Source organism: Comamonas sp. F1-6 (assembly GCF_039581415.1).
GTDB lineage: Bacteria > Pseudomonadota > Gammaproteobacteria > Burkholderiales > Burkholderiaceae_C > Comamonas > Comamonas thiooxydans.
The window spans coordinates 1-20,242 of sequence record NZ_JBCPWN010000034.1 but is presented as its reverse complement, the minus strand read 5'-3'; the positions used below and the strand labels follow the sequence as shown (position 1 = coordinate 20,242).

The 20,242-nt window shown below is 62.5% G+C and carries 21 protein-coding genes; 12 read left to right on the top strand and 9 right to left on the bottom strand.

All coding sequences use genetic code 11. The features are described from left to right. The first annotated feature begins 6 nt into the window (after nucleotides 1–6). Entirely contained in the window at nucleotides 7–483 is a 477-nt protein-coding gene (gene nrdR, locus AAIL66_RS22925; RefSeq protein ID WP_003053388.1) for a transcriptional regulator NrdR, read from the top strand. A 144-nt stretch (nucleotides 484–627) separates the two neighbouring features. Here the strand turns inward: nrdR and AAIL66_RS22920 are convergent, their stop codons facing one another. Both AAIL66_RS22920 and aroC read right to left on the bottom strand, forming a co-directional pair. Beyond that, entirely contained in the window at nucleotides 628–2,463 is a 1,836-nt protein-coding gene (locus AAIL66_RS22920; protein WP_343497842.1) for a bifunctional metallophosphatase/5'-nucleotidase, read from the bottom strand. A gap of 50 nt (nucleotides 2,464–2,513) precedes the next feature. Continuing rightward, nucleotides 2,514–3,611 carry a chorismate synthase gene (aroC, locus tag AAIL66_RS22915; protein WP_019043197.1) on the bottom strand — a complete coding sequence of 366 codons (1,098 nt, stop codon included), beginning with the start codon at nucleotides 3,609–3,611 and terminating at the stop codon, nucleotides 2,514–2,516. A gap of 176 nt (nucleotides 3,612–3,787) precedes the next feature. Here aroC and AAIL66_RS22910 point away from each other — a divergent pair, with 176 nt between their 5' ends. Then, on the top strand, nucleotides 3,788–4,024 hold the full coding sequence (locus AAIL66_RS22910; protein ID WP_343497841.1) for a hypothetical protein: 237 nt from the start codon (nucleotides 3,788–3,790) through the stop codon (nucleotides 4,022–4,024). A gap of 81 nt (nucleotides 4,025–4,105) precedes the next feature. Here the strand turns inward: AAIL66_RS22910 and AAIL66_RS22905 are convergent, their stop codons facing one another. Further along, nucleotides 4,106–4,558 (bottom strand): CBS domain-containing protein, encoded by a 453-nt coding sequence (locus tag AAIL66_RS22905; RefSeq protein ID WP_003053381.1) that lies wholly within the window; start codon nucleotides 4,556–4,558, stop codon nucleotides 4,106–4,108. Nucleotides 4,559–4,811: 253 nt separating this feature from the next. Between AAIL66_RS22905 and AAIL66_RS22900 the strand changes: the two genes are divergently transcribed. The 4 genes from AAIL66_RS22900 to AAIL66_RS22885 are packed head-to-tail and all read left to right on the top strand — an operon-like array spanning nucleotide 4,812 to nucleotide 9,368. Next, nucleotides 4,812–6,110, top strand: a complete 1,299-nt coding sequence (locus tag AAIL66_RS22900; RefSeq protein ID WP_003076227.1) for an O-acetylhomoserine aminocarboxypropyltransferase — start codon at nucleotides 4,812–4,814, stop codon at nucleotides 6,108–6,110. A gap of 15 nt (nucleotides 6,111–6,125) precedes the next feature. Beyond that, a complete protein-coding gene (locus AAIL66_RS22895) occupies nucleotides 6,126–7,625 on the top strand; it encodes a DUF4303 domain-containing protein (protein ID WP_343497840.1) in 1,500 nt (499 codons plus the stop codon). Between the two features lie 28 nt (nucleotides 7,626–7,653). Further along, nucleotides 7,654–8,463: an alpha/beta hydrolase gene (locus AAIL66_RS22890; RefSeq protein WP_059441319.1), complete on the top strand. Its 810-nt coding sequence runs from the start codon at nucleotides 7,654–7,656 to the stop codon at nucleotides 8,461–8,463. 17 nt (nucleotides 8,464–8,480) lie between these two features. Then, complete coding sequence (locus AAIL66_RS22885; protein ID WP_343497838.1) at nucleotides 8,481–9,368, top strand: PoNe immunity protein domain-containing protein; 888 nt, start codon at nucleotides 8,481–8,483, stop codon at nucleotides 9,366–9,368. Here AAIL66_RS22885 and AAIL66_RS22880 read toward each other — a convergent pair. Then, the gene (locus AAIL66_RS22880) at nucleotides 9,354–10,166 is read right to left on the bottom strand and encodes an alpha/beta hydrolase (RefSeq protein WP_012839145.1); all 813 of its coding nucleotides are present in this window, start codon (nucleotides 10,164–10,166) and stop codon (nucleotides 9,354–9,356) included. The genes AAIL66_RS22885 and AAIL66_RS22880 overlap by 15 nt on opposite strands. 252 nt (nucleotides 10,167–10,418) lie before the next feature. Here AAIL66_RS22880 and AAIL66_RS22875 point away from each other — a divergent pair, with 252 nt between their 5' ends. Further along, nucleotides 10,419–10,775, top strand: a complete 357-nt coding sequence (locus tag AAIL66_RS22875) for a DUF962 domain-containing protein (RefSeq protein ID WP_003063755.1) — start codon at nucleotides 10,419–10,421, stop codon at nucleotides 10,773–10,775. Nucleotides 10,776–10,876: 101 nt separating this feature from the next. Here AAIL66_RS22875 and AAIL66_RS22870 read toward each other — a convergent pair whose 3' ends face one another. Then, nucleotides 10,877–12,160 carry a YhjD/YihY/BrkB family envelope integrity protein gene (locus AAIL66_RS22870; RefSeq protein ID WP_343497846.1) on the bottom strand — a complete coding sequence of 428 codons (1,284 nt, stop codon included), beginning with the start codon at nucleotides 12,158–12,160 and terminating at the stop codon, nucleotides 10,877–10,879. A 542-nt stretch (nucleotides 12,161–12,702) separates the two neighbouring features. Here AAIL66_RS22870 and AAIL66_RS22865 point away from each other — a divergent pair. Continuing rightward, a complete protein-coding gene (locus AAIL66_RS22865) occupies nucleotides 12,703–13,218 on the top strand; it encodes a DUF2069 domain-containing protein (protein ID WP_003063757.1) in 516 nt (171 codons plus the stop codon). Here AAIL66_RS22865 and AAIL66_RS22860 read toward each other — a convergent pair. Next, nucleotides 13,205–14,158: a LysR family transcriptional regulator gene (locus AAIL66_RS22860; protein ID WP_343497836.1), complete on the bottom strand. Its 954-nt coding sequence runs from the start codon at nucleotides 14,156–14,158 to the stop codon at nucleotides 13,205–13,207. The two genes, AAIL66_RS22865 and AAIL66_RS22860, sit on opposite strands and share 14 nt — an antisense overlap. A 143-nt stretch (nucleotides 14,159–14,301) precedes the next feature. Between AAIL66_RS22860 and AAIL66_RS22855 the strand changes: the two genes are divergently transcribed. Continuing rightward, nucleotides 14,302–15,732, top strand: a complete 1,431-nt coding sequence (locus AAIL66_RS22855) for an FAD-binding oxidoreductase (RefSeq protein ID WP_003063759.1) — start codon at nucleotides 14,302–14,304, stop codon at nucleotides 15,730–15,732. A 64-nt stretch (nucleotides 15,733–15,796) separates the two neighbouring features. Here the strand turns inward: AAIL66_RS22855 and AAIL66_RS22850 are convergent, their stop codons facing one another. Beyond that, nucleotides 15,797–16,420 carry a hypothetical protein gene (locus AAIL66_RS22850; protein ID WP_343497835.1) on the bottom strand — a complete coding sequence of 208 codons (624 nt, stop codon included), beginning with the start codon at nucleotides 16,418–16,420 and terminating at the stop codon, nucleotides 15,797–15,799. Nucleotides 16,421–16,661: 241 nt separating this feature from the next. Between AAIL66_RS22850 and AAIL66_RS22845 the strand changes: the two genes are divergently transcribed. The 3 genes from AAIL66_RS22845 (at nucleotide 16,662) to AAIL66_RS22835 (ending at nucleotide 19,394) form a co-directional block, all read left to right on the top strand. Then, nucleotides 16,662–17,492 carry a thymidylate synthase gene (locus AAIL66_RS22845; protein WP_034359309.1) on the top strand — a complete coding sequence of 277 codons (831 nt, stop codon included), beginning with the start codon at nucleotides 16,662–16,664 and terminating at the stop codon, nucleotides 17,490–17,492. A 122-nt stretch (nucleotides 17,493–17,614) separates the two neighbouring features. Beyond that, nucleotides 17,615–18,118 carry a dihydrofolate reductase gene (locus tag AAIL66_RS22840; RefSeq protein ID WP_343497834.1) on the top strand — a complete coding sequence of 168 codons (504 nt, stop codon included), beginning with the start codon at nucleotides 17,615–17,617 and terminating at the stop codon, nucleotides 18,116–18,118. Nucleotides 18,119–18,311: 193 nt separating this feature from the next. After that, complete coding sequence (locus tag AAIL66_RS22835; RefSeq protein ID WP_343497833.1) at nucleotides 18,312–19,394, top strand: metallophosphoesterase; 1,083 nt, start codon at nucleotides 18,312–18,314, stop codon at nucleotides 19,392–19,394. A gap of 95 nt (nucleotides 19,395–19,489) precedes the next feature. Here the strand turns inward: AAIL66_RS22835 and AAIL66_RS22830 are convergent, their stop codons facing one another. Both AAIL66_RS22830 and AAIL66_RS22825 read right to left on the bottom strand, forming a co-directional pair. Further along, nucleotides 19,490–19,696, bottom strand: coding sequence for a DUF333 domain-containing protein (locus tag AAIL66_RS22830; protein ID WP_034359314.1), 207 nt, complete (start codon nucleotides 19,694–19,696; stop codon nucleotides 19,490–19,492). Between the two features lie 162 nt (nucleotides 19,697–19,858). After that, a partial coding sequence (locus AAIL66_RS22825) for a TolC family protein (protein WP_343497831.1) occupies nucleotides 19,859–20,242 on the bottom strand: 384 nt, incomplete at its 5' end.

The following is a 20,242-nucleotide window of genomic DNA, read 5'->3' as shown; positions in this document are numbered from 1 at the left end:
TCTGTCATGAAGTGCCCCTTCTGCAACCATCCGGACACGCAGGTTGTTGAGACCCGCGAGTCCGAGGACGGGGGCTTCATCCGCCGCCGCCGCCGCTGCGGGGGCTGCGACAAGCGCTTCACGACCTACGAGCGCCCCGAGGTCAGCTTTCCCACCGTGGTCAAGAGAGACGGCCGCCGTATCGAATACGAGCGCGCCAAGCTGCAAGGCTCTTTTCAGATCGCGCTGCGCAAGCGTCCCGTGAGCACCGAACTCATAGATGCCGCCATAGAGCGCATTGAGGACAGGCTGCTCAATCTGGGCCAACGTGAAATCGATTCCAGCCGCCTCGGCGAGTTGGTGATGGATGAACTCAAGGGCTTGGACAAGGTCGGCTATATCCGCTTTGCCAGCGTCTACCGCAGCTTCGAGGATGTGGACGACTTCAAGAACATCATGGATGAGGTTCGCAGCCCCAAGGCCAAGGCCGCCAAAAAGCCCTAGCCCTGACCGTCGTGCCTTGCCATGCCAAAAGCCACCCTTGGGTGGCTTTTGTTTTACGCGCTTGATGGCAGGCATAAGCTATGAACTAATGAGCATCTAGCGCCTGATCTAAAAGGAAATCAGACAAGTTTTTATCTGATCTCCTTAATGAACACGCGTAACACGCTCCTTCAAAGGTAGCGCCATCGGCCCGCTGCGGCTTTGTTCGTGTACATGCTCCGCCAGTGCATCCAGATCCAGCATGCCGCCCACCACGTCGATGCCTTGCGTGAAAATGCTGAAATTGTCGCCGCCACTGCCCAGGTAGCTCTGCAGTCCCACGCGGTAGCGCTGTGACATCTTGAGCAACCGGCCGTTGAGGCGCAGCTCGCTCACGCGCCGGCCCGCGGGCAGGCGACGGTCAAAGCGGTAGCTGAAGCCCTCGGAGACCTGCAGGATGCGTGGCGCATTCACGGTGTTGCTGCCGCTGTCGAATTGCTGCTCCAGCGCCTGGCGAATCTGCTCGCCCGTCAGACTCATCACCATCAGCGTATTGCCGAACGGCTGAACGCTGAACAACTGTCCATAAGTCACGCTGCCGTCGGCCGCGGGCAGCAGGTCGGCGCGCACACCGCCGGGGTTCACAAAGGCCAGCTGTGCCCCGCCCGCGGCGACATCGCGCGTGGCCGCAAGTATGGCGTCGGCCACGATGCGCCCCATCACGCTTTCGCCATTGGCTTGCGGCACGCGGCTGACAGGCCCGGCCAGCTGCCCTGCAACGGCCTCGGCCAGCGGCCGCGCCGCAGCCTTGTAGCGCGCCACCAGCGTCGCAACGGGGGCATCTGCGTCAAAGACGGGGAATTCGGGCTGCAGGCTCACCAGACCGGCAGGGCTGCGATAGGCCTCACCCTGCACGATATGCTGGTGCGCCGATTTGCGGCTCACGCGGGCGGTGCGCGCATCCACCGTGAGCCGGATTTCGGTCAGCAGCGTGCCGTACTGACCCGCGCTGGTCAGCAAGAACGGCTTGCGGGCATTCACCCTGGCGTAATCGCACACATAGGAGCGGTGGGTATGACCGGAGATCACCACATCGACCTCGCCAGAGAGCTGCTCCAGAATCGGCACGATGGCGCCAGACAGCCCTTGGCAGCTATCGTCCTGCAGGCCCGAAGTGGTGGCCCCTCCCTCATGGATCAGCACCACGATCACATCGGCGCCCTGCGCCCTCAGCTGCGGGATCAGCGCATTCGCTGTCTGCGCCTCGTCGGCAAACGTCAGCCCCTCGACCCCGCGGGGGCGCACCATATGCGGCGTGTTCCTGAGTGTCATGCCGATGAAGCCCACGCCTATGCGCAGACCGTCTTGCTCGAAGAACTTCAGCCCGGTCGCCGGAAACAGCGGCCGGCCGTCTTCACGCAGCGTATTGGCCGCGAGAAACGGGAACTCCGCTCCCTTGAAGGGCTGGCTGATCTGGCATGGCTGCTTGCTGGTGAACTTCTCGCAGCCCCCATGCTGCATGCGCAGCAGCTCGGCCACGCCCTGGTCGTATTCGTGATTGCCGGTGGCCGCAAAGTCCACCCGCATGAGGTTGAGAACTTCTATCGTCGGCTCATCGAGAAACAGTGCAGAGACCATGGGCGAGGCCCCTATCATGTCCCCGGCTGTGACCAGCGCCACATGGCGGCTGGCCTGGCGACGCTGGGCGATGGCCCGGGCCATATAGGCCACGCCGCCGGCGGGCACGGCAACGTTCTGTCCCTGCGCGTTCTGGGCCGTCACGGCCAGTCTGGGCGGCTCCAGATGGCCGTGCAGGTCATTGAAGCCCAGCACGGTGATCTCCATGCTGGCAGGCCTTGTCACACCACCGCTGCATGCGCTCAAGCCCAATGCGAGCAGCGTAGCGCAGAGAGGAGCGGAGACCTTGCGAAAAGCACAACGCCAGCCTGGCGACAGGGCGCGAGACTGGCGTTGATCCGGTTTTTTGTCAGTTGCAACCATCAGACTCTCCTGAGTCAGAGGTTTTAACGCACAAAAAGGTCTGGGTGATGTCAGCTGGCCGAGGCAGGAATCGGAGCCAGGCCAGAATCCACATCGGCATTCTGCGCACGGTGACGCAGCGCATGGTCCATCACCACCAGCGCCAGCAGCGCCTCGGCAATCGGCGCAGCGCGGATACCCACGCAGGGGTCGTGGCGCCCCTTGGTGATGACTTCGGTGCTCTGGCCGTGCACATCAATGGACTCACGCGGCGTGATGATGGAGCTGGTGGGCTTGATGCCGATACGCACTTCCAGATCCTGGCCGGTGCTGATGCCGCCCACGATGCCGCCCGCGTTATTGCTGCGGAAACCCTCGGGGCTCAGCGAATCGCCATGCGTGGTGCCACGCTGGGCCACGCTGTCAAAGCCTGCGCCGATCTCCACGGCCTTGACGGCGTTCAGACCCATCATGGCGTAGGCGATGTCGGCGTCCAGGCGGTCATACAGGGGCTGGCCCAGGCCGACCGGCATATTGCTGGCGTTCACACGCAGCGCCGCGCCGCAGGAATCGCCGCTCTTGCGCAGCTGCTCCATGTATTCCTCGAAGCGGCTCACATCGGCCACAGGCGCGAAAAAGGGATTGTGCGGCACATGCTCCCAGCTCTCGAAACCTATGGACAGCTCGCCTATCTGGGTCATGCAGGCGCGGAACTCGGTGCCGAACTTTTCCTTGAGCCATTTCTTGGCCACGGCACCCGCTGCCACCGTGGGCGCTGTCAGGCGTGCCGAGGAGCGACCGCCGCCGCGCGGATCACGGATGCCGTACTTCTGGAAATAGGCATAGTCGGCATGACCGGGACGAAAGCTCTGCGCGATATTGGAGTAATCCTTGCTGCGCTGATCGGTGTTGCGGATCAGCAGCGCAATCGGCGTGCCCGTGGTCTTGCCTTCGTAGACGCCGGAGAGAATCTCCACGGCATCGGGCTCGTTGCGCTGGGTGACGAACTTGCTGGTGCCGGGGCGACGTCGATCCAGATCATGCTGGATGTCCGCCTCGCTCAAGGCCATGCCCGGAGGGCAGCCGTCAATCACACAGCCAATGGCCGGGCCGTGGGACTCACCGAAATTGGTGACCGTGAAAATTGTGCCGAAGGTATTGCCGCTCATAGGCTGCCGATTATCGTTGAAGTGATGATTGACGGCTGCACACTGTCCTGCCTAAAGTCTTTTCACCATGCTCAAACTTGCGTTTATTCTGGCCTCGGCCCTGGTGTCCGTAGTGATCGGCGGCGTCGGCGGTCTGCTGTTCTTCGAATTTGCACCGTCGCGCTGCGCGGGCCAGTATGCCTGCGTCCGTAGTGATCGGCGGCGTCGGCGGTCTGCTGTTCTTCGAATTTGCACCGTCGCGCTGCGCGGGCCAGTATGCCTGCGGCTACGGCAAGGCCGTGATCGGCATGATGGTGGGCCTGGGTGTCGCCTTGCTGTGCTTTGTGGGGCTGCTGCTCAAGGGTCTGCGCAAGGCAAAGTCGCCAACAACTGTATTGCAGAGTCCGCACAGCCCAGCCGACCGACAGCCATAAGGCAGCGCTGCGTCGCCTGCAGAGCACATCAGGCTGGACATGAAAAACCCCGCCTCGGCGGGGTCTGCAGCAAAAGCTGGCTTATTCGGCACCCTGGCGCTCGCCTTCGGGCCAGTCGCGGATATAGGCCTTGAGCATGCGGTTCTCGAAGTTCTGGCTGTCCACCACGGCCTTGGCCACGTCGTACAGCGAGATCACGCCCATCAGCATGCGCTTGTCCATCACGGGCATGTAGCGCGCATGGCGGTCCAGCATCATGCGGCGCACCTCGTCCATATCGGTTTCCATGGTGCAGGTCATGGGCGCGTCGTCCATGGCGCCGCGCACGGAGATGTTCTCCACGCCGCCGGTCTTCACAAAGCCCTGGATCACTTCGCGGAAGGTGAGCATGCCCACCACATCGCCGTGATCCATCACGACCAGCGAGCCAATGTCCTTCTCCGACATCACCTGCACCGCCGCGGCCAGGCTTTCGTCGGGCGACACCGTGTACAGGGTATTGCCTTTGACGCGCAGGATGTCACTAACTTTCATTGCTGTTCTCCGAATCTGTTTGGCACGCTGTGGCAGCTTTTGTCCTGCATGTGTCAGCACATGCGGCATCGCTTTGCACAGAATGCAGGTGCGTGCACAAATATAGCCCACAATGGCTTGCATTGAGAAAAACTAAATCAATGACGAAACATATGAATTTCCACATATTCATTCGTCTATCCGACCAAATCTATATTTGATTGCGTGCTCGATCACACATTGCGTCGATCAAAACCAGCCATGGAGACAAAACATGCCCGGCTACTCTGACCCCGGCTTTGACACCCTGAGCCTGCATGCAGGCGCCCAGCCCGACCCCGCCACCGGCGCACGTGCCGTACCCATCCATCTGACGACGTCCTTTGTCTTCGAATCCAGCGACCACGCGGCCAGCCTGTTCAATCTGGAGCGCCCCGGCCACGTCTACAGCCGCATCTCCAATCCCACCAACGCGGTGCTCGAGCAACGCGTCTCGGCCCTGGAAGGCGGCGTGGGCGCAATTGCCGTGGCCAGCGGCCAGGCGGCGCTGCACCTGTCGATTGCCACGCTGATGGGCGCGGGCAGCCATATCGTGGCCAGCACGGCCCTGTATGGCGGCTCGCAGAACCTGCTGCACTACACGCTGGCGCGCTTCGGCATAGAGACTACCTTCGTCAAGCCAGGCGACATCGATGGCTGGAAGGCTGCGGTGCGCCCCAACACCAAGCTGTTCTTTGGTGAGACCGTGGGCAACCCCGGCCTGGATGTGCTGGACATTCCCACGGTCAGCCAGATCGCCCACGAAGCCGGCGTGCCGCTGCTGGTGGACTCGACGCTGACCTCGCCCTGGCTGATCAAGCCTTTCGAGCATGGCGCGGACATCGTCTATCACTCGGCCACCAAGTTCCTGTCCGGCCACGGCACGGTGATCGGCGGCATCGTCGTCGATGGCGGCAGCTTCGACTGGGAAAAATCGGGGCGCTTTCCCGAGCTGACCCAGCCCTATGACGGCTTTCACAACATGGTGTTCAGCGAGGAGTCCACCACGGGTGCATTTTTGCTGCGCGCTCGCCGCGAAGGCCTGCGTGACTTCGGCGCCTGCATGAGCCCGCACAGCGCCTGGCTGATCCTGCAAGGCATAGAGACTCTGCCGCTGCGCATGGAGCGCCATATGCGCAACACCGAAAAAGTGGTGCAGTTCCTCGCCAGCCACCCGCTGGTCAGCCGCGTGGGCCACCCCATGCTGGAGACCCACCCCTCGCACGCCCTGGCCAGGAAGCTGCTGCCGCGCGGCGCCGGCTCGGTATTCAGCTTTGACATTGCCGGCAACCGCAACCAGGGCAAGAAGTTCATCGAAACGCTGAAGGTCTTCAGCCATCTGGCCAATGTGGGCGACTGCCGCTCGCTGGTGATCCACCCTGCCAGCACCACGCATTTCCGCATGAGCGACGAGGCCCTGGCCCAGGCCGGCATAGGCCAGGGAACGATCCGCCTGTCGATCGGCCTGGAAGACGCCGACGACCTGATCGACGACCTCAAGCGCGCGCTGAAGGCGGCCGAGAAAGCAGCCTGAGAGACCTGAACAAACATGGTTGCCACAACTTCTGCATCGCTGGACTGGAAGCAGTTTGAACAGACTTTATTCAGCATCTACTGGCAAGATGCTCAGGCGTTCCTGGCCGCGAACCCTCAAGAAAGCATCTACGCACTGGCACTGAACGGCCTGTACCGCGAGGAGGACGGCCCCATTTACCTGCCCACGCTGTCTGCCAATAGCGAGCAGGCTTATTCACAAATGGTGAATGCCCCCGAGCCGCAGGGTCGCTTGTCCGAATTCGACCTGGATACTGGCCAGTTGGGCAGTCTGCGCTGGAACCCGCCGGATTGGGAATGGGAGGAGCTGGATTCAGCCTCGGACTCTCAGGAGTTGGAGCAACTGGAACAAGCCTTGCTGGCCGAGGCCAATAAAAGCACGCCTGCCCACTGGTTGCGTACCGAAGCGCAGCTGATCAAGGCGCTGATCCGCATCTGCAAGCAACTGACCAAAGCCTGCCAAAAATCGCCCTGGTCCGGCCAGCTCACTCCAGAGTTTGCGGTGCTGATCTATGTGGAAGACACTCAGGAATGCGAAGCCATGGCACGCGAGTGCATGGGGGAGGCACGCTTTCTTGCATTGTTTCCCAGCCATGACCAGCAAGCGCAAAGACGCGCCAGAGTTGCCGCGCTCTCCCCCGCTCAACAGCTGCAATACCATCTGAGCTGTCTTGAAGGTATCGTGTGCCCGGAACTGGGACTGAGCCCAAAAGAGGCGCAATTGCTGGGGGAAGAGGCCGAGACTGCGCTGCTTGCCATGAATCACAGCCAGGTGGCCCATGCGCTGCTGCCCATGCTGAATCGGCCTGGCAAACAGTGGCGCGCGGCCATGTTGCTGGCCCAGATAGCTTACCGAGACGAACAGGTACTGACTGCACTGCGTCGGCAGGTTCAGGCCCCCATCCGCAGCACCCGGGAAGAAAGCGAGCGAGGCTGGTGCGCCAGTGCCTTGGGGTCGTTAGGTGACCAGGAATGGCTGCAGCAGCAAATAGGCACCACGGCCGTGCCTGTGGACAGAATCGCGCAAGGCATTGCCTATCCCTACCGTTCCTGGAACAGCAAACCAGGCACCACGGCCCTGCACCTTGACTATGCGCCGCTGGAGCGGGCGCTCGACCTCAAGCATCCGGCCTTGACCCAGGCGCTGAATGAAGAGCTATCACCCGGAACCGGTTATTGCAGCCTTCGGGTTGAGGATTTGGAGCAAGCCCTGCTCGCTCTGCAGTCCGTTCACGCTCTGGTGCGCGTTCATGCGGCTTGCATCATGGGAGAGCGAAGCCTTGGGGCCGCCGCGGGCAGGCGCATCACTCCTGTACTGGCACAAGCCCTGAGTCACGACCGCAACGAAAACGTACGTTATCAGGCCATGCTGGGCCTGCGGTATTGGAAAAAAGCCAGCGCAGCGCAGCGCGCCACGATTGAGCATGCCGCTGAACACGATGCCAGCGACGACATACGCGAGCTGGCTCAGCAATGGCTGAATGAACACTGCTGAATCACAAAGAACAGAACCGGAGACAAACATGCAAATCAATGTGCAAGGCGCAGACATCTACGCCTACACCGGCGGCAAGGCTTTCGACGCGGCCAAGCCCACGGCCATTTTCATCCACGGCGTGCTCTGCGATCACAGTGTCTGGGCGCTGCAAAGCCGCTACATGGCCAATCACGGCTGGAACGTGCTGGCCATCGATTTGCCTGGCCATTGCAAAAGCGGCGGCCAAGCACCGGAATCCGTCGAGGAGGCTGCAGGCTTCATAGGCGCGCTGATGGATGCGGCAAACCTGCAGCAAGCTGCGCTGATCGGCCATAGCTGGGGCAGTCTGATTGCCATGGAGACTGCGGCCAGGCTGCAGGACCGCATCAGCCATCTGGTGCTGGTGGGTACGGCCTTCCCCATGAAGGTCTCGCCCGCGCTGCTGGAGTCGGCCCTGAATACGCCCGAGAAAGCCATCCAGATGGTCAACACCTTCTCGCGCGCCACGCTGGCACCGCCCAATGGCGCAGGCAGCTGGGTGTTTGGCGCCGGCGTGGCCCTGGGCCGCCGCGTGCTGGCCAGCAATGCTCACACGAATCTGCTGCATGCAGGCTTCAAGGCCTGTGACAGCTATGCGGGCGGCGAAGCGGCCATGACGCAGGTCAGCTGCCCGCTTCTGTTTGTGCTGGGCGAGCAAGACCAGATGACACCACCCAAGGCTGCAAAAGGCTTGATAGAGGCCGCCAAAGGCGCGGGCAAAACGGTGAGCGTGCAGATCATTCCCAACGGCCACAACCAGATGACGGAGTCGCCCGACGCGACGCTGTTTGCGATTCGGGATTTTCTGGCTGCATGAGCCATTAAGCTTGGGCCATGAGCCAAACCTTCCAGCACCACGGCCAACTGGCTGCCGCCTGCGCCGAATGGGCCAAGATTTCACTGACCGGTTTGCAGCCCCGGCGCAATCTCAATCTGAGCGATAAAAAAGCCGACTGGAAGGAAGCACTGAGCGCGCTCAAGCGCTTTGCCAACAGCGATAGCTATAAAGCTCACCAGGATTTCCAGGCACATGCCGCGCTGGAGAACTACTGGAAATGGAAGGAAGCGTGCGAGCAGGCGCGCTGGCTGCTGATCTATGGTATCGATCTGGGCCTGAACGGTGATGTGCTGCGCCCCATCTACCAGGAAGTGACCGCGCTGTGGATTGATGCCGCCTCTGTGGCCGAGCATGCGCGCGCCAGCATGGCGCAGGAGACTGGCGAGGACTATGGCGTAGCTCCGCCCATCAACACACGCGCTGACGACTACGCTACTGCCGTGACCCTGCTGTCACTGGCCACACTGCTGGATGCACAGGATGACGTACCGGCGATTGATGAGCATGTGCTGGCCTTCGATACGGACCAGTTGCTGGACTATCTGTGCGCAGGTGGTCTGCAACTGCAGCAGGTCAGCGAGGAGCTTTTCCACAAACGCCCTTACGGCGCCATGAAGCCTTTTTTCGAACAGCTCGAAGCCCTGCCTGACCCGCTGCTGCCCTACCTGCAAACCCAGTACCAGGAGTTTCTCAAGCTCTCGCCCAAGCAGCAGAAGAAAGGCAGTCCATGGCTGGGCACGGGCTACTGGGCACTGGAGGTGGCCGCCCTGGCCGTGCTCTATGGCTGGGATGACAGCGCTTTGCGCAGCAGCCCGCACTACCCGGCCGATCTGGTCGACTACGCCCGCGGGCGCCTGGCTCAAACAGAGTCAGGCGATTCTTGACAGAAAACCGGCGATGCGGCTGCTGATGCGATCAGGCAGCTCGCGGTGCGGCACATGGCCGCCGCCGGCAATGATTTCCGCTTCGCAAGGGCCCTGCGCCCAGGTGCAGATGTTCTCCGGATGCACGAGGGAGCCGAATTCATCAAGCTCGCCGTGAATCGCCAGCACCGGGCAATGCACCTGTCTCAAGGCCGCATCCAGCCGGTAATGCGCGAAAGGCGGGCTCAGCCAGGTGTCCACCCAGGCTGACAGCACCCAGGCCGCCTTGTCGCCATGGTAGCGGGCAAGCCGCTCCAGTTGGCCGGGCTGGGCAAAGTTGTCGCGCGCCGCCCTGATGCCCTGCAAGGTGCGGTCTTCGACAAAGCTCTGGGCCGATTCGGTAATCAACGCCTGGCATTGCCGTCCATACGCAGCTGCCACCATGGCCGCCATGCCACCGCCCACGCTGTGTCCCAGCATCACAAAAGCGTCCAGACCCAGCGCCTGATGAAGCGGCGTGAAGCCTGCCTCGACCTCGCTTTCTACAAAACTGGGTTGAAGCCGATGCGGATTGGGGTCCGAATGACCGAAGCCCAGGCGGTCATAGGCAATGACTTCACGCCCGGTGGCCGCGGCCAGCTGCGCGGGAAATTCGCGCCACAGATCCACGCTGCCCAGAGAGTCGTGCATCAGCACCAGCGGCGCCTTGGCCGCCCCGCCCTGCGCTTGCCAGCGTTTGACATGGAGCTGCCCGTTGGGCGTCTGAACACGGGTTTCACTGGAGCTGATCACAACGGGCGGCATGGTGTCGTCAAACATGGGCAGGGTCTGGGTTGAATGGCGATGAGGTGCACGGTCACCTTAGCAAGAGAACGCTCATGGCAGCTTAGCCAGAAGCTGGAGTGGCCGCAAAGATGACGAATCTGGCCGATTTTGCGCAGTCTTACCGTATATAGCCTGTCGTTCAGGTGACGAAGACCTCTGGCAGCAAATTGCCAGCACTCGCTAACCCGCTGGCCTGGCCATGCTGTCGGCAGTATAAAAACAGCATCAACTTCACCGGGGTTCGCCATGTCACAGACCACGACCTCAGAACCGGACGACGCTGTCAAAGCCAGCGTGGACCCGCGCCAGTTCAAGAGCTTTGCCGAGTTCTACCCCTTCTACCTGGGCGAGCACAGCAACGCCACCTGCAGACGGCTGCACTTCATCGGCACCAGCCTGTCGCTGGTGTTCCTGCTGGCGCTGTTTTTGACGGGCGACTGGTGGTATTTGCTCGCAGGCCTGATCTGCGGCTATGCCTTTGCCTGGGTGGGGCATTTCGGCTTTGAGAAAAACAAGCCAGCCAGCTTCAAGCGTCCGCTCTACAGCTTTCTCGGCGACTGGATGATGTGGCGCGACATCTTGCTGGGCCGCATCAAGATGTAGTGCCACTCCCCCTCTGAAGCGCGCCCGCTGGCCTGCTTTGCAGGCAGCGAATCGGCGGCCCGATCTTGAGCGCAGATATTCATAGATATCCGCCACAGCCATCAAACTCTATGAATATTGCCTCCAGGCGCGGCAATCAGCTCGGCCATGGTCATGGAATCGAGCTGGGCACGCTGCCACAGCGGCCGCACGGCCTCTGAGGGCTCGAGCAACAGGCTCTGCACCAGGGGCTCGACCCGCGTGGCATGCGGATCGACCAGCAGCACATAGCGCGGCTCGGTGCTCTCAAGCGACACATAGGCATCGGGCGGCTGCACGGCCCCGACCCAGTCCAGCTTGGCCAGCGCCTGCAGCACGGGTTGAATCTGAGAGGCTTCCACGCGCAGGCGCCGCGAAAGCTGGTGCACATACAGGCCCTTGTGTGGCAGCTCGCGCTCCTTGGCCAGGCATTGCAGTACCTCGACGGCCAGCTCGAACTGCCAGCCCCGATGTCCTGTCAGCCGTTCCACCCCGGCAAGCACCGTGGGCAGATAGGCCGTGACCAGAGCCCCCAGCAGCACAATGCTCCAGGCCACATACATCCAGATCAGCAAGATGGGCAGCGTGGCAAACGCGCCGTAGATCACCGAGTAGGTCGGCACGGACGACAGATACAGGCCCAGCACCTTCTTGGCCACTTCCATGAACACGGCCACAAACACGCCCCCCACCAAGGCATGGCGCCAGCGCACCGGCGTGTTGGGCACATAGTGGTAGAGCCCGGCCATGCCAGCGGCCAGCACCACGAACTCTATGGAATCAAAGACAAAGCGCAGGCTGCCGGGCAGCGCATTGACCATGCCCTTGGAGGCCGACATCACATAGGACGACAGCACCAGGCTCAGGCCCAGCAGCAGCGGCCCCAGCGTGATGGCGGCCCAGTAGATCAACACGCGCTGGCCCAGCGGCCTGAGCTGGCGCACGCGCCAGATGTTGTTGAGCGTGCGGTCTATGGTCAGGATCAGCGCAATCGCCGTGACCATCAGTATGGAAAAGCCGACCAGGCCCAGCTGGCTGGCCTTGGAGGCAAACTGGGTGAGATAGCCCAGCACCTGGCGCGCAATGGTCTCGGGAATCAGGCTGTCCATCAGCCAGCGCTCCAGCACCTTCTGCGCCTTGCCAAAGATCGGAAAAGCCGTGAACAAGGCCAGCGCCACGGTAAAAAATGGCACCAGCGCCAGCAGCGATGTGAAAGTAAGACTGCTGGCCGTCACGCCCAAACGGTCTTCCTTGAAGCGCGCCAGCAGCACCTGGGCCGTGTTGTGCCAGGGGAAGGTGCGCAGGCGCTGCTGCGCCCGGCGGCTTCTTCGGCGCAGCTCAGTCCTAAGCTCCTGCTGGCTGGGCATCTGGGGCTTGGGGATACGCCCGGCCAGATCCTTGCAGCTAGCCGCCAGCGCCCTGGCCTTGTCGAGTCTGCTGCTGCGCGGGCTCTCGGCAACGCGCTGCGAGCTGTCGTCAGGACTGTCGGTCACTCCTGAAACGCAAGCATGCACCGCTTTCTGTTCCTGAGCTGGCGTCGTATTCGGCGTGGAATAGCTGGTCCAGCCCTGAGCTGCCGTGCTGAATGCCGCCGCAGGCGTCGCGGCAGGAGCTGGCACGGGTTCGTGCCGAGCCAGATCGTTGCCAAGATCGGGCAAGGGTTCGAACACTGGCTCCAGCGGTAGGCCCGGACCATCGAGGCTGGGTTCCTGGCGCTGCTCTACCTGTCTGGGCTCGGCGGCAACGTTCGCGGCAGCAGTTGCGGCTGTCGACGCCGGCGATACCACACGGTCCCGATCTTCCGTCACCGGCCTGGCTTGCTGCGCCTTGCCTTCCAACGCAGCCCAAAAGCCGGCACGCTCGTTTTTCTTCATGACGGCACTCCTTCACGAACGCAAAAGGAGGACGGGTGCTGCGCAACATCAAGCGCAGAACGCAAAACAAAACGACCGGATTCAAACAGAGCTGGCATGACCGATATGATGCCACTGCTATGACCGACGCCCTCTCGCCCCAAGCCGCCGAAAACACTTCTTCACCAATCCAGCAGCCCGGCTCCGATGTGGCCGCCACGCGCTGGCTGGCCGTGGGCAGCCTGCTGGCACTGATGCTGCTGTGCGTGGCCTGGGAGTTGTGGCTGGCACCGCTGCGCGAAGGCGGCACCTGGCTGTTTCTCAAAGCCCTGCCGCTGGCGTTCGCCGTGATCGGCCTGCTCAAGCGCCGCATGTACACCTATCGCTGGCTCAGCCTGCTGGTGTGGCTGTACTTCACCGAAGGCGTGGTGCGGGCCTGGAGCGATGCCGCGCCCAGCCGCTGGCTGGCGCTGGCAGAGGTGGCGCTGTGCGTGCTGCTCTTTATCGCCTGCGCAGCCCATGTGCGCCTGCGCCAGCGTGCCGTCAAGGCGGCCCGGCTCAATCAGGCGTGATGCCTTCAAACTGCGCCAGCGTCCGCACCTGCGCCGCCAGCGCATCGAACAGCATCTGCGCGGCCGGCGACAGCGCACGGCGCGGGCGCTGAATCAGCAGCGTGCGGCGCAGAATGCGCGGCTCGTCCAGCAGGCGAAAGCCCAGATCGCCCTGCAGGCCCAGCGAAGGGTGACGCGCCGTCAGCGCCGGAACGATGCTGACGCCCAGGCCCAGACTCACGGCCTCGAACAGCAATTGCGGATTGGACAGACGCAGCGGTGTCTGCAGCAGGTTCTGCGGCATGCCCGGGGCCGAAGCCAGCAGCTGGCTGATGGCGGTATCGGTGGTCAGGCCCACAAAAGCCAGATGGGGCAACCGGGCCAGATCGGCCGCCGTCAGCCGCCCCGCCTGCAGCAGAGGTTCATCGAGCCTGGCCACCAGTCCCATGGCATCGCTGATCAGCGGCTGGGTCAGCAAATCGCCGCCGGCCGGATGTGCCGCTCCCACGCCGAAATCCACACTGCCGGCCTGCACACGCTGGGCGATGCCCTCTGCGCTGTCCTCGATCAGGTCTACCTCGATGCCCGGATGACGGGTGCGCAAGGCCGGCAGCACCGGCAGCAGCAACACCGCCAGCACCGACGGAGCGGCAGCAATGCGCACCTTGCCGCGGCGCAGTGCGGCCAGATCGCCAAGGTTCTGAAAGCCCTGCTCCAGGGTCTCGAAGGCCTGGCGCACATCGAGCAAAAAGGCCTGGCCGGCAGCCGTCAGCCCCACGGTTCGCGTGGTGCGATCAAACAGCCGCAGGCCCAGGGCATCTTCCAGCTGGCGAATGGATTCGGACAGGGCCGACTGCGTCAGGCACAGTTCGCGTGCCGCGGGGGCAAACGCGCCCTGGCGCGCCACCTCGTCAAAGGCACGCAATTGGCGCAGGCTGACATTATTCGGAAAAACTGGCATAACCAAGCAATTTATTTCGATTGCCCCGTAGTCTGCCATGCTCTACGCTTGCGGCTTCATGGTTTTCCGGTCGCAGCGCTGTGCGTGGCTTAGGATTTCCGTCTGTCTCCCCTCTCTGCCGCCCCTGCTGCGGCCTGCTTGTCATGACTTCCACCGCTTTGCTCGAATCCCTGCGCCAGATTGTGGGCGCTCCCCATGTGCTGACCGACGGCGACCTCAGCGCCTACGAACAGGACTGGCGCAAGCGCGTGCACGGCAAGTCCCTGGCCGTGGTACGCCCCGGCAACACGGCCGAAGTGGCCGGCGTGGTCAAGGCCTGCGCCGCAGCCGGCGTGCAGATCGTGCCCCAGGGCGGCAATACCGGGCTTTCCGTAGGCTCCACCCCCGACGACAGCGGCCGGCAGGTCGTGCTCAGCCTGACGCGCCTGAACGCCGTGCGCCATATCGACAAGGACAATCTGACCTTCACCGTCGAAGCCGGCTGCATTTTGCAGAACCTGCAGGAGCTGGCCGATCAGCAAGGCCTGCTGTTCCCGCTGTCGCTGGCCGCCGAAGGCAGTTGCACGATCGGCGGCAATCTGGGCACCAACGCGGGCGGCACACAGGTGGTGCGCTATGGCAACACCCGCGATCTGTGCCTGGGCCTGGAAGTGGTGACGCCTCAGGGCGAAATCTGGGACGGCCTCAAGGGCCTGCGCAAGGACAACACCGGCTATGACCTGCGCGATCTGTTCATTGGCAGCGAAGGCACGCTGGGCATCATCACCGCCGCCACCATGAAGCTGTTCCCGCAGCCGGCCGCCCAGCTCACGGCCTTTGCCGCCGTGCCCTCCATGGAAGCCGCCGTGCGCCTGCTGGGCCTCGCGCACCAGCACCTGGGTGCGGGACTCACGGGCTTTGAAGTCATGGGCCAGTTCGCACTGAGCCTGGTCGTCAAGCACATGCCGCAGCTGCGCGTGCCCTTTGCCGACATGGGCGACGAAGCCCCTTATTGCGTGCTGCTGGAGAACAGCGACAGCGAGTCCGAGCAGCATGCGCGCCTGCGCTTCGAGCACTTGCTGGAGCTGGCCTTTGAGGACGGCTGCGTGGTCAACGCCGTGGTGGCGGAGAGCCTGACCCAGGCCCATGACCTGTGGCATATCCGCGAGAGCATTCCTCTGGCCCAGGCCGAGGAAGGCCTGAACATCAAGCACGATATCTCGGTCGCAGCCTCGCGCATTCCGGCATTTGTCGAGCATGCCGACGCCGTGCTCAAGCGCGAGATTCCCGGCGTGCGTCTGGTCAACTTCGGCCATCTGGGCGACGGCAATCTACACTACAACGTGCAAGTACCCGAGGGCGAGGACGGCAAGGCCTTTCTGCGCGACAAGGAAGCCCTGGTCAACCATCTGGTCTACGAGGCCGTGGACGCCTTCGGCGGCTCGTTCTCGGCCGAACATGGCGTGGGCGCACTCAAGACGGACAAGCTCGAAAAATACCAGTCCCCCGTTGCGCTGCAGATGATGCGCGCCATCAAGAATGCGCTGGATCCCCAGGGCCTCATGAACCCCGGCGTGGTGCTGACGCGCGGCTGATCCTGGCATCGCCGACAAAAAAGCCCTGCATTGCTGTGCAGGGCTTTTTGCATTGACCAGGGCTTTAGCGAGAGGCCACGATATTGCGCAGCATGTTCTCAACCGCGCTGGGCCAGGGGATGTCTGCGCCATCCACATCGGTGAACACGGTCTGCCTGCCCTCGCTGAGCAACCAGACACGCAAGCCGTTGCGCACAGGATCAATCACCACGGCTGCCATTTCCTCGCCCCCTTGATGCTGGCGATTTCCCATCACATAGAGCAGCCCTGCAGAGGGCTCCAGCGGGCCCAGGGCCTGCAGATTCTTGAGCAGCGTCTCGTACTGACTGCCGCCCATCAGCGTCTTCAGCCGCTGGGCCAGCACGCCGTCCTTCACATAGTCCACGCCATCCCAGCGGTACTTGCCCTGCAGCGGCTTGAGGCTGTCCAGGCTTGGCTCGCCGTCCTTGACCACATGGGGAACGCGTACTTCCTCGATGGAGACCGTGGCCGCCTCCTCGATCTGCGCCGTGGCAGCGGACTCTTGGGTCTGGGGCATGGCATCGGGCGGGGCGGCAGCCGCAGCGGCCGCTGCCCGGGCATCCGCTGCAGCGGCGCTGGGAGATGGTGCCTTGGTCTTGTCGCAGGCAGCCATCAAGGCCGCAATCGCCAGCGCAACAGCCGCAGTGCTCACAAAATTGCGTGACATGAACTCACTCTCCTTGTTCGGCTCGGTTGTTTTCCATGACATTGTGAAGCCAGCTGCGGCAGATTTGAGACTGACAGGGCCGCAGGACGGGTCATTGACAGCGGGCAACTCGGCATGCTCCGGCACGTGGCACACTTCGGCTATCGCGGCCCTCGGGGCCCACCCTCTTCAAGAGCTGCGGCACCTTGTGTACGCTGCCAGCACAGCCAGTCTTTGCCAGTCTTTGACCGCTTTTTGCACCATGAACTCCAGCACCTGCACCCTGCGCCCCGTGCGCTGCCAGTACGAAACCTTTATGCGCCATGTGTACGAGCACGGCGCGTCCAAGACCGACCGCACGGGCACGGGCACGCGCAGCGTTTTCGGCTACCAGATGCGCTTCAACCTCAATGAAGGCTTCCCCCTGGTCACCACCAAGAAGGTGCATCTGAAATCCATCATTCTGGAGCTGCTGTGGTTTCTGCGCGGCGACAGCAATGTGAAGTGGCTGCAGGAACGCGGCTGCACCATCTGGGACGAGTGGGCCGACAAGCAAACCGGCGACCTGGGCCCGGTGTATGGCGTGCAATGGCGCAGCTGGCCCAAGGCCGACGGCACGCATGTCGACCAGATTGCCGAAGTCGTCAAGCAGCTCAAGAGCAATCCCGACAGCCGCCGCATCATCGTCAGCGCCTGGAACGTGGCCGAGCTGGACCAGATGGCGCTCATGCCCTGCCACTCCTTCTTCCAGTTCTATGTGGCCGACGGCAAGCTCAGCTGCCAGCTCTACCAGCGCAGCGCCGACATCTTCCTGGGCGTGCCCTTCAACATCGCCAGCTATGCGCTGCTGACCCATATGCTGGCCCAGCAATGCGGCCTGGAAGTGGGCGACTTCATCTGGACCGGCGGCGACTGCCATATCTACAACAACCACTTCGAGCAGGTGCAGACCCAGCTGTCTCGACAGCCCTTCGCCTATCCGACGCTGAACATCAAGCGCAAGCCCGCATCCATCTTCGACTACGAGTACGAAGACTTCGAAGTGCTGGACTATCAGCACCATGCCGGCATCAAGGCTCCCGTGGCGGTCTGAACTGCACCCTCCGGATCACTATAAAAATCAAAGCTGCTTGCGCTTGCCATCCTGCGATTTCAGATACTTTCACATCTGAAATCCATGAATAACAAGCGCCAGCAGCTTCTTTATTGATAGCTATGGCCATTCAACTCATTTACGCCCGCGCAGCCAACGGCGTCATCGGCAAGGACAACACCATGCCCTGGCATCTGCCCGAAGACATGGCGCATTTCAAGGAGCTGACCCGGGGCTGCGCCGTCATCATGGGCCGCAAGACCTGGGACTCGCTGCCTGCGCGCTTTCGCCCCCTGCCGGGCCGCAGCAATATCGTCGTCACCCGCCAGGCCGACTGGCAAGCCGAGCCGGCATCCGATCAGGTCCTGCGCGCTGCCAGCCTGTCAGAAGCGCTAGAGCTGGGCCGCAATCTCTCGCAAGACGTCTGGGTCATCGGCGGCGCGCAGATCTATGCCCAGGCCCTGCCACTGGCCGATGCCGTGGAAGTGACCGAAATCGGCCGCGACGTCGAAGGCGATGCCTTTGCCCCCGAGCTGGGCGAGCAGTGGCAAGCCGTGAGCCGCAGCGAGCATGTCTCCGCCAATGGCCTTCCCTACTGCTTTGTGCGCTTCGAGCGCCGGGGCTGACCCTCGTCTCGTGCCGTGCGGGATCGCATCCGCACGGGGCGGCCAGCAGTCCGGCAAGAGACAAAACTCTCTTGCCTTCGCGGTGTTGCGTTGCAACAATTGTCAGCTTCATTGCATGACTGCCGTATGACAATGGCAAGGCAGCCTGCTGCAGCCTGAGCCCTCCAAACCCGCAAGCCTATCGACCTTCATCATGAGCCTAGTCCAGCCCCTGCCTCCTGGCGCCCTCGATATCGTCGGCGATATCCACGGCGAATACGCCGCGCTGGTGCAATTGCTGGGCCATCTGGGCTACGACCTGCAGGGCAATCACCCCGAAGGACGGCGACTGGTGTTTGTCGGCGACTTCTGCGACCGCGGGCCGGACAGCCCTTCCGTGCTCGCGCTGGTCGGCGCCATGCTGGCCTCGGGCACGGCCCATGCGGTGCTGGGCAACCACGAAATCAATCTGCTGCGCGAAGATGCCAAGGATGGCTCGGGCTGGTTCTTCGACAGCCGCATCGACTCCGACCAGCCCAAGTACGCGCCTTTTGCACGCATGCCGGCCGAGCAGATTCCCGCCATGCTCGAGCGGCTCGGCCAGTTGCCGATCGCACTGGAGCGTGAGGATCTGCGCATTGTTCACGCCGCCTGGAGGCCCGAACAGATCGCCATGATTCGCCAACTGCCCAGCGGCAGCGCACGCGCCACCTACGACCACTTCGAGACAATTGCCGAAGAACAGTCCGTCGCCCAGTGCGTGGCCGAGCGCATGCGCCAGGAAGAACTGAGCTGGCCCTACAGCCTGGAAGACTATCGCCACGAGCCACCCTTTCTGCAAGCGCATAGCGAGAACGAACTCAACAAGGCTATGGTCAATCCTTTGAAGGTGCTGACGGCCGGCGTGGAGCGCGAATGCCGCAACCCCTTTTACGCGGGCGGCAAATGGCGTTTTGTCGAACGCGTGGGCTGGTGGAATGAATATGAAGAAGCGCCCGCCGTCATCGTCGGCCACTATTGGCGCCGCCTGCGCCCGGCTGACGCACCGGCGCATGGCTCGCAGTTTGAAAACCTGTTTGGCGCAACGCCCCCGCTGTCATGGCACGGCCTGCGCGGCAATGTGTTCTGCGTGGACTATTCGGTGGGTGCCCGCTGGCTAGACCGCCTGCGCGGTGACAACCCCGTGCAGCGCAGCAAACTTGCCGCCATGCGCTGGCCCGAGCGCGTACTGGTCTTTGACGACGGCACACAGGCCATATCGGAAAATTTCGAGCACTCCGTGGTGCTGCGCGATTGAAGCCAGCTTCCACGCCTGCCAGGCCTCGCGGCATCAAGGCAGCTCTGGCCTGAGCAGCGCCTTGCCACTGCCTGAATTCAGGTCTGGGCCTAGACCTATTTCGCGGGCGGCTGCCGCGCGTGCTGCACCCATTCCTCAAAAGCAGAGCCGTCAGGCAGCACGCAGGTATTTCGATCAGCATCCGCCCCCTTCTCGGTGCGCAGCACGCCGCCCTGTTTTTTGCAGTTGGCTTCCGAGGGGTTGCCAAAATTGACCGAGACCGACTGCGCGCAGCCACCGGCTGCCGCCACGACGATCATCATCCCTGCCAGGCTTGAAGCATGTTTCATGGGCTCAATGTAGCAAACCCCTGCACGCCGGCCTATGCGCATTGGGCTTCAGACCCGCGAAGAACGAAGTCCCTCGAGAGATCATGGCGGACAGCCTTGCCGGCAACAGATCTTTATTGTGTGTGACCCGCAGAGTCATTCGTCGCCCAAGTCCCAGAATCCCAGGCGGCCAAGACTGCCTGCCAAACTCAAGCGATTCACCTGCCAACTCCGTGTAACTTCGATATGTTGCTCTTGCGCGCTTGCATAGGCGCTCATGGCATTGAGTACATCGGTCATGCTGCCCACGCCTGCTAGGTATCGACCTTGCATGATCTCTAAGGACTTCATCGATTGCTGGACTAATTGTGTCGTGTGTGAAAGATTCTCAGTTTCCATCTTCAAACTCGCGTGCTGCGTCCACACATCCGTTGATACTTGCAACCGATGTGTATCCAGAGCCGCAATCTGAATGGCCGCTTGCGCTTGCGCTTCTTGTACTTGGTAAGTTTTCTCGAAACCGTGAAATATTGGGATGCT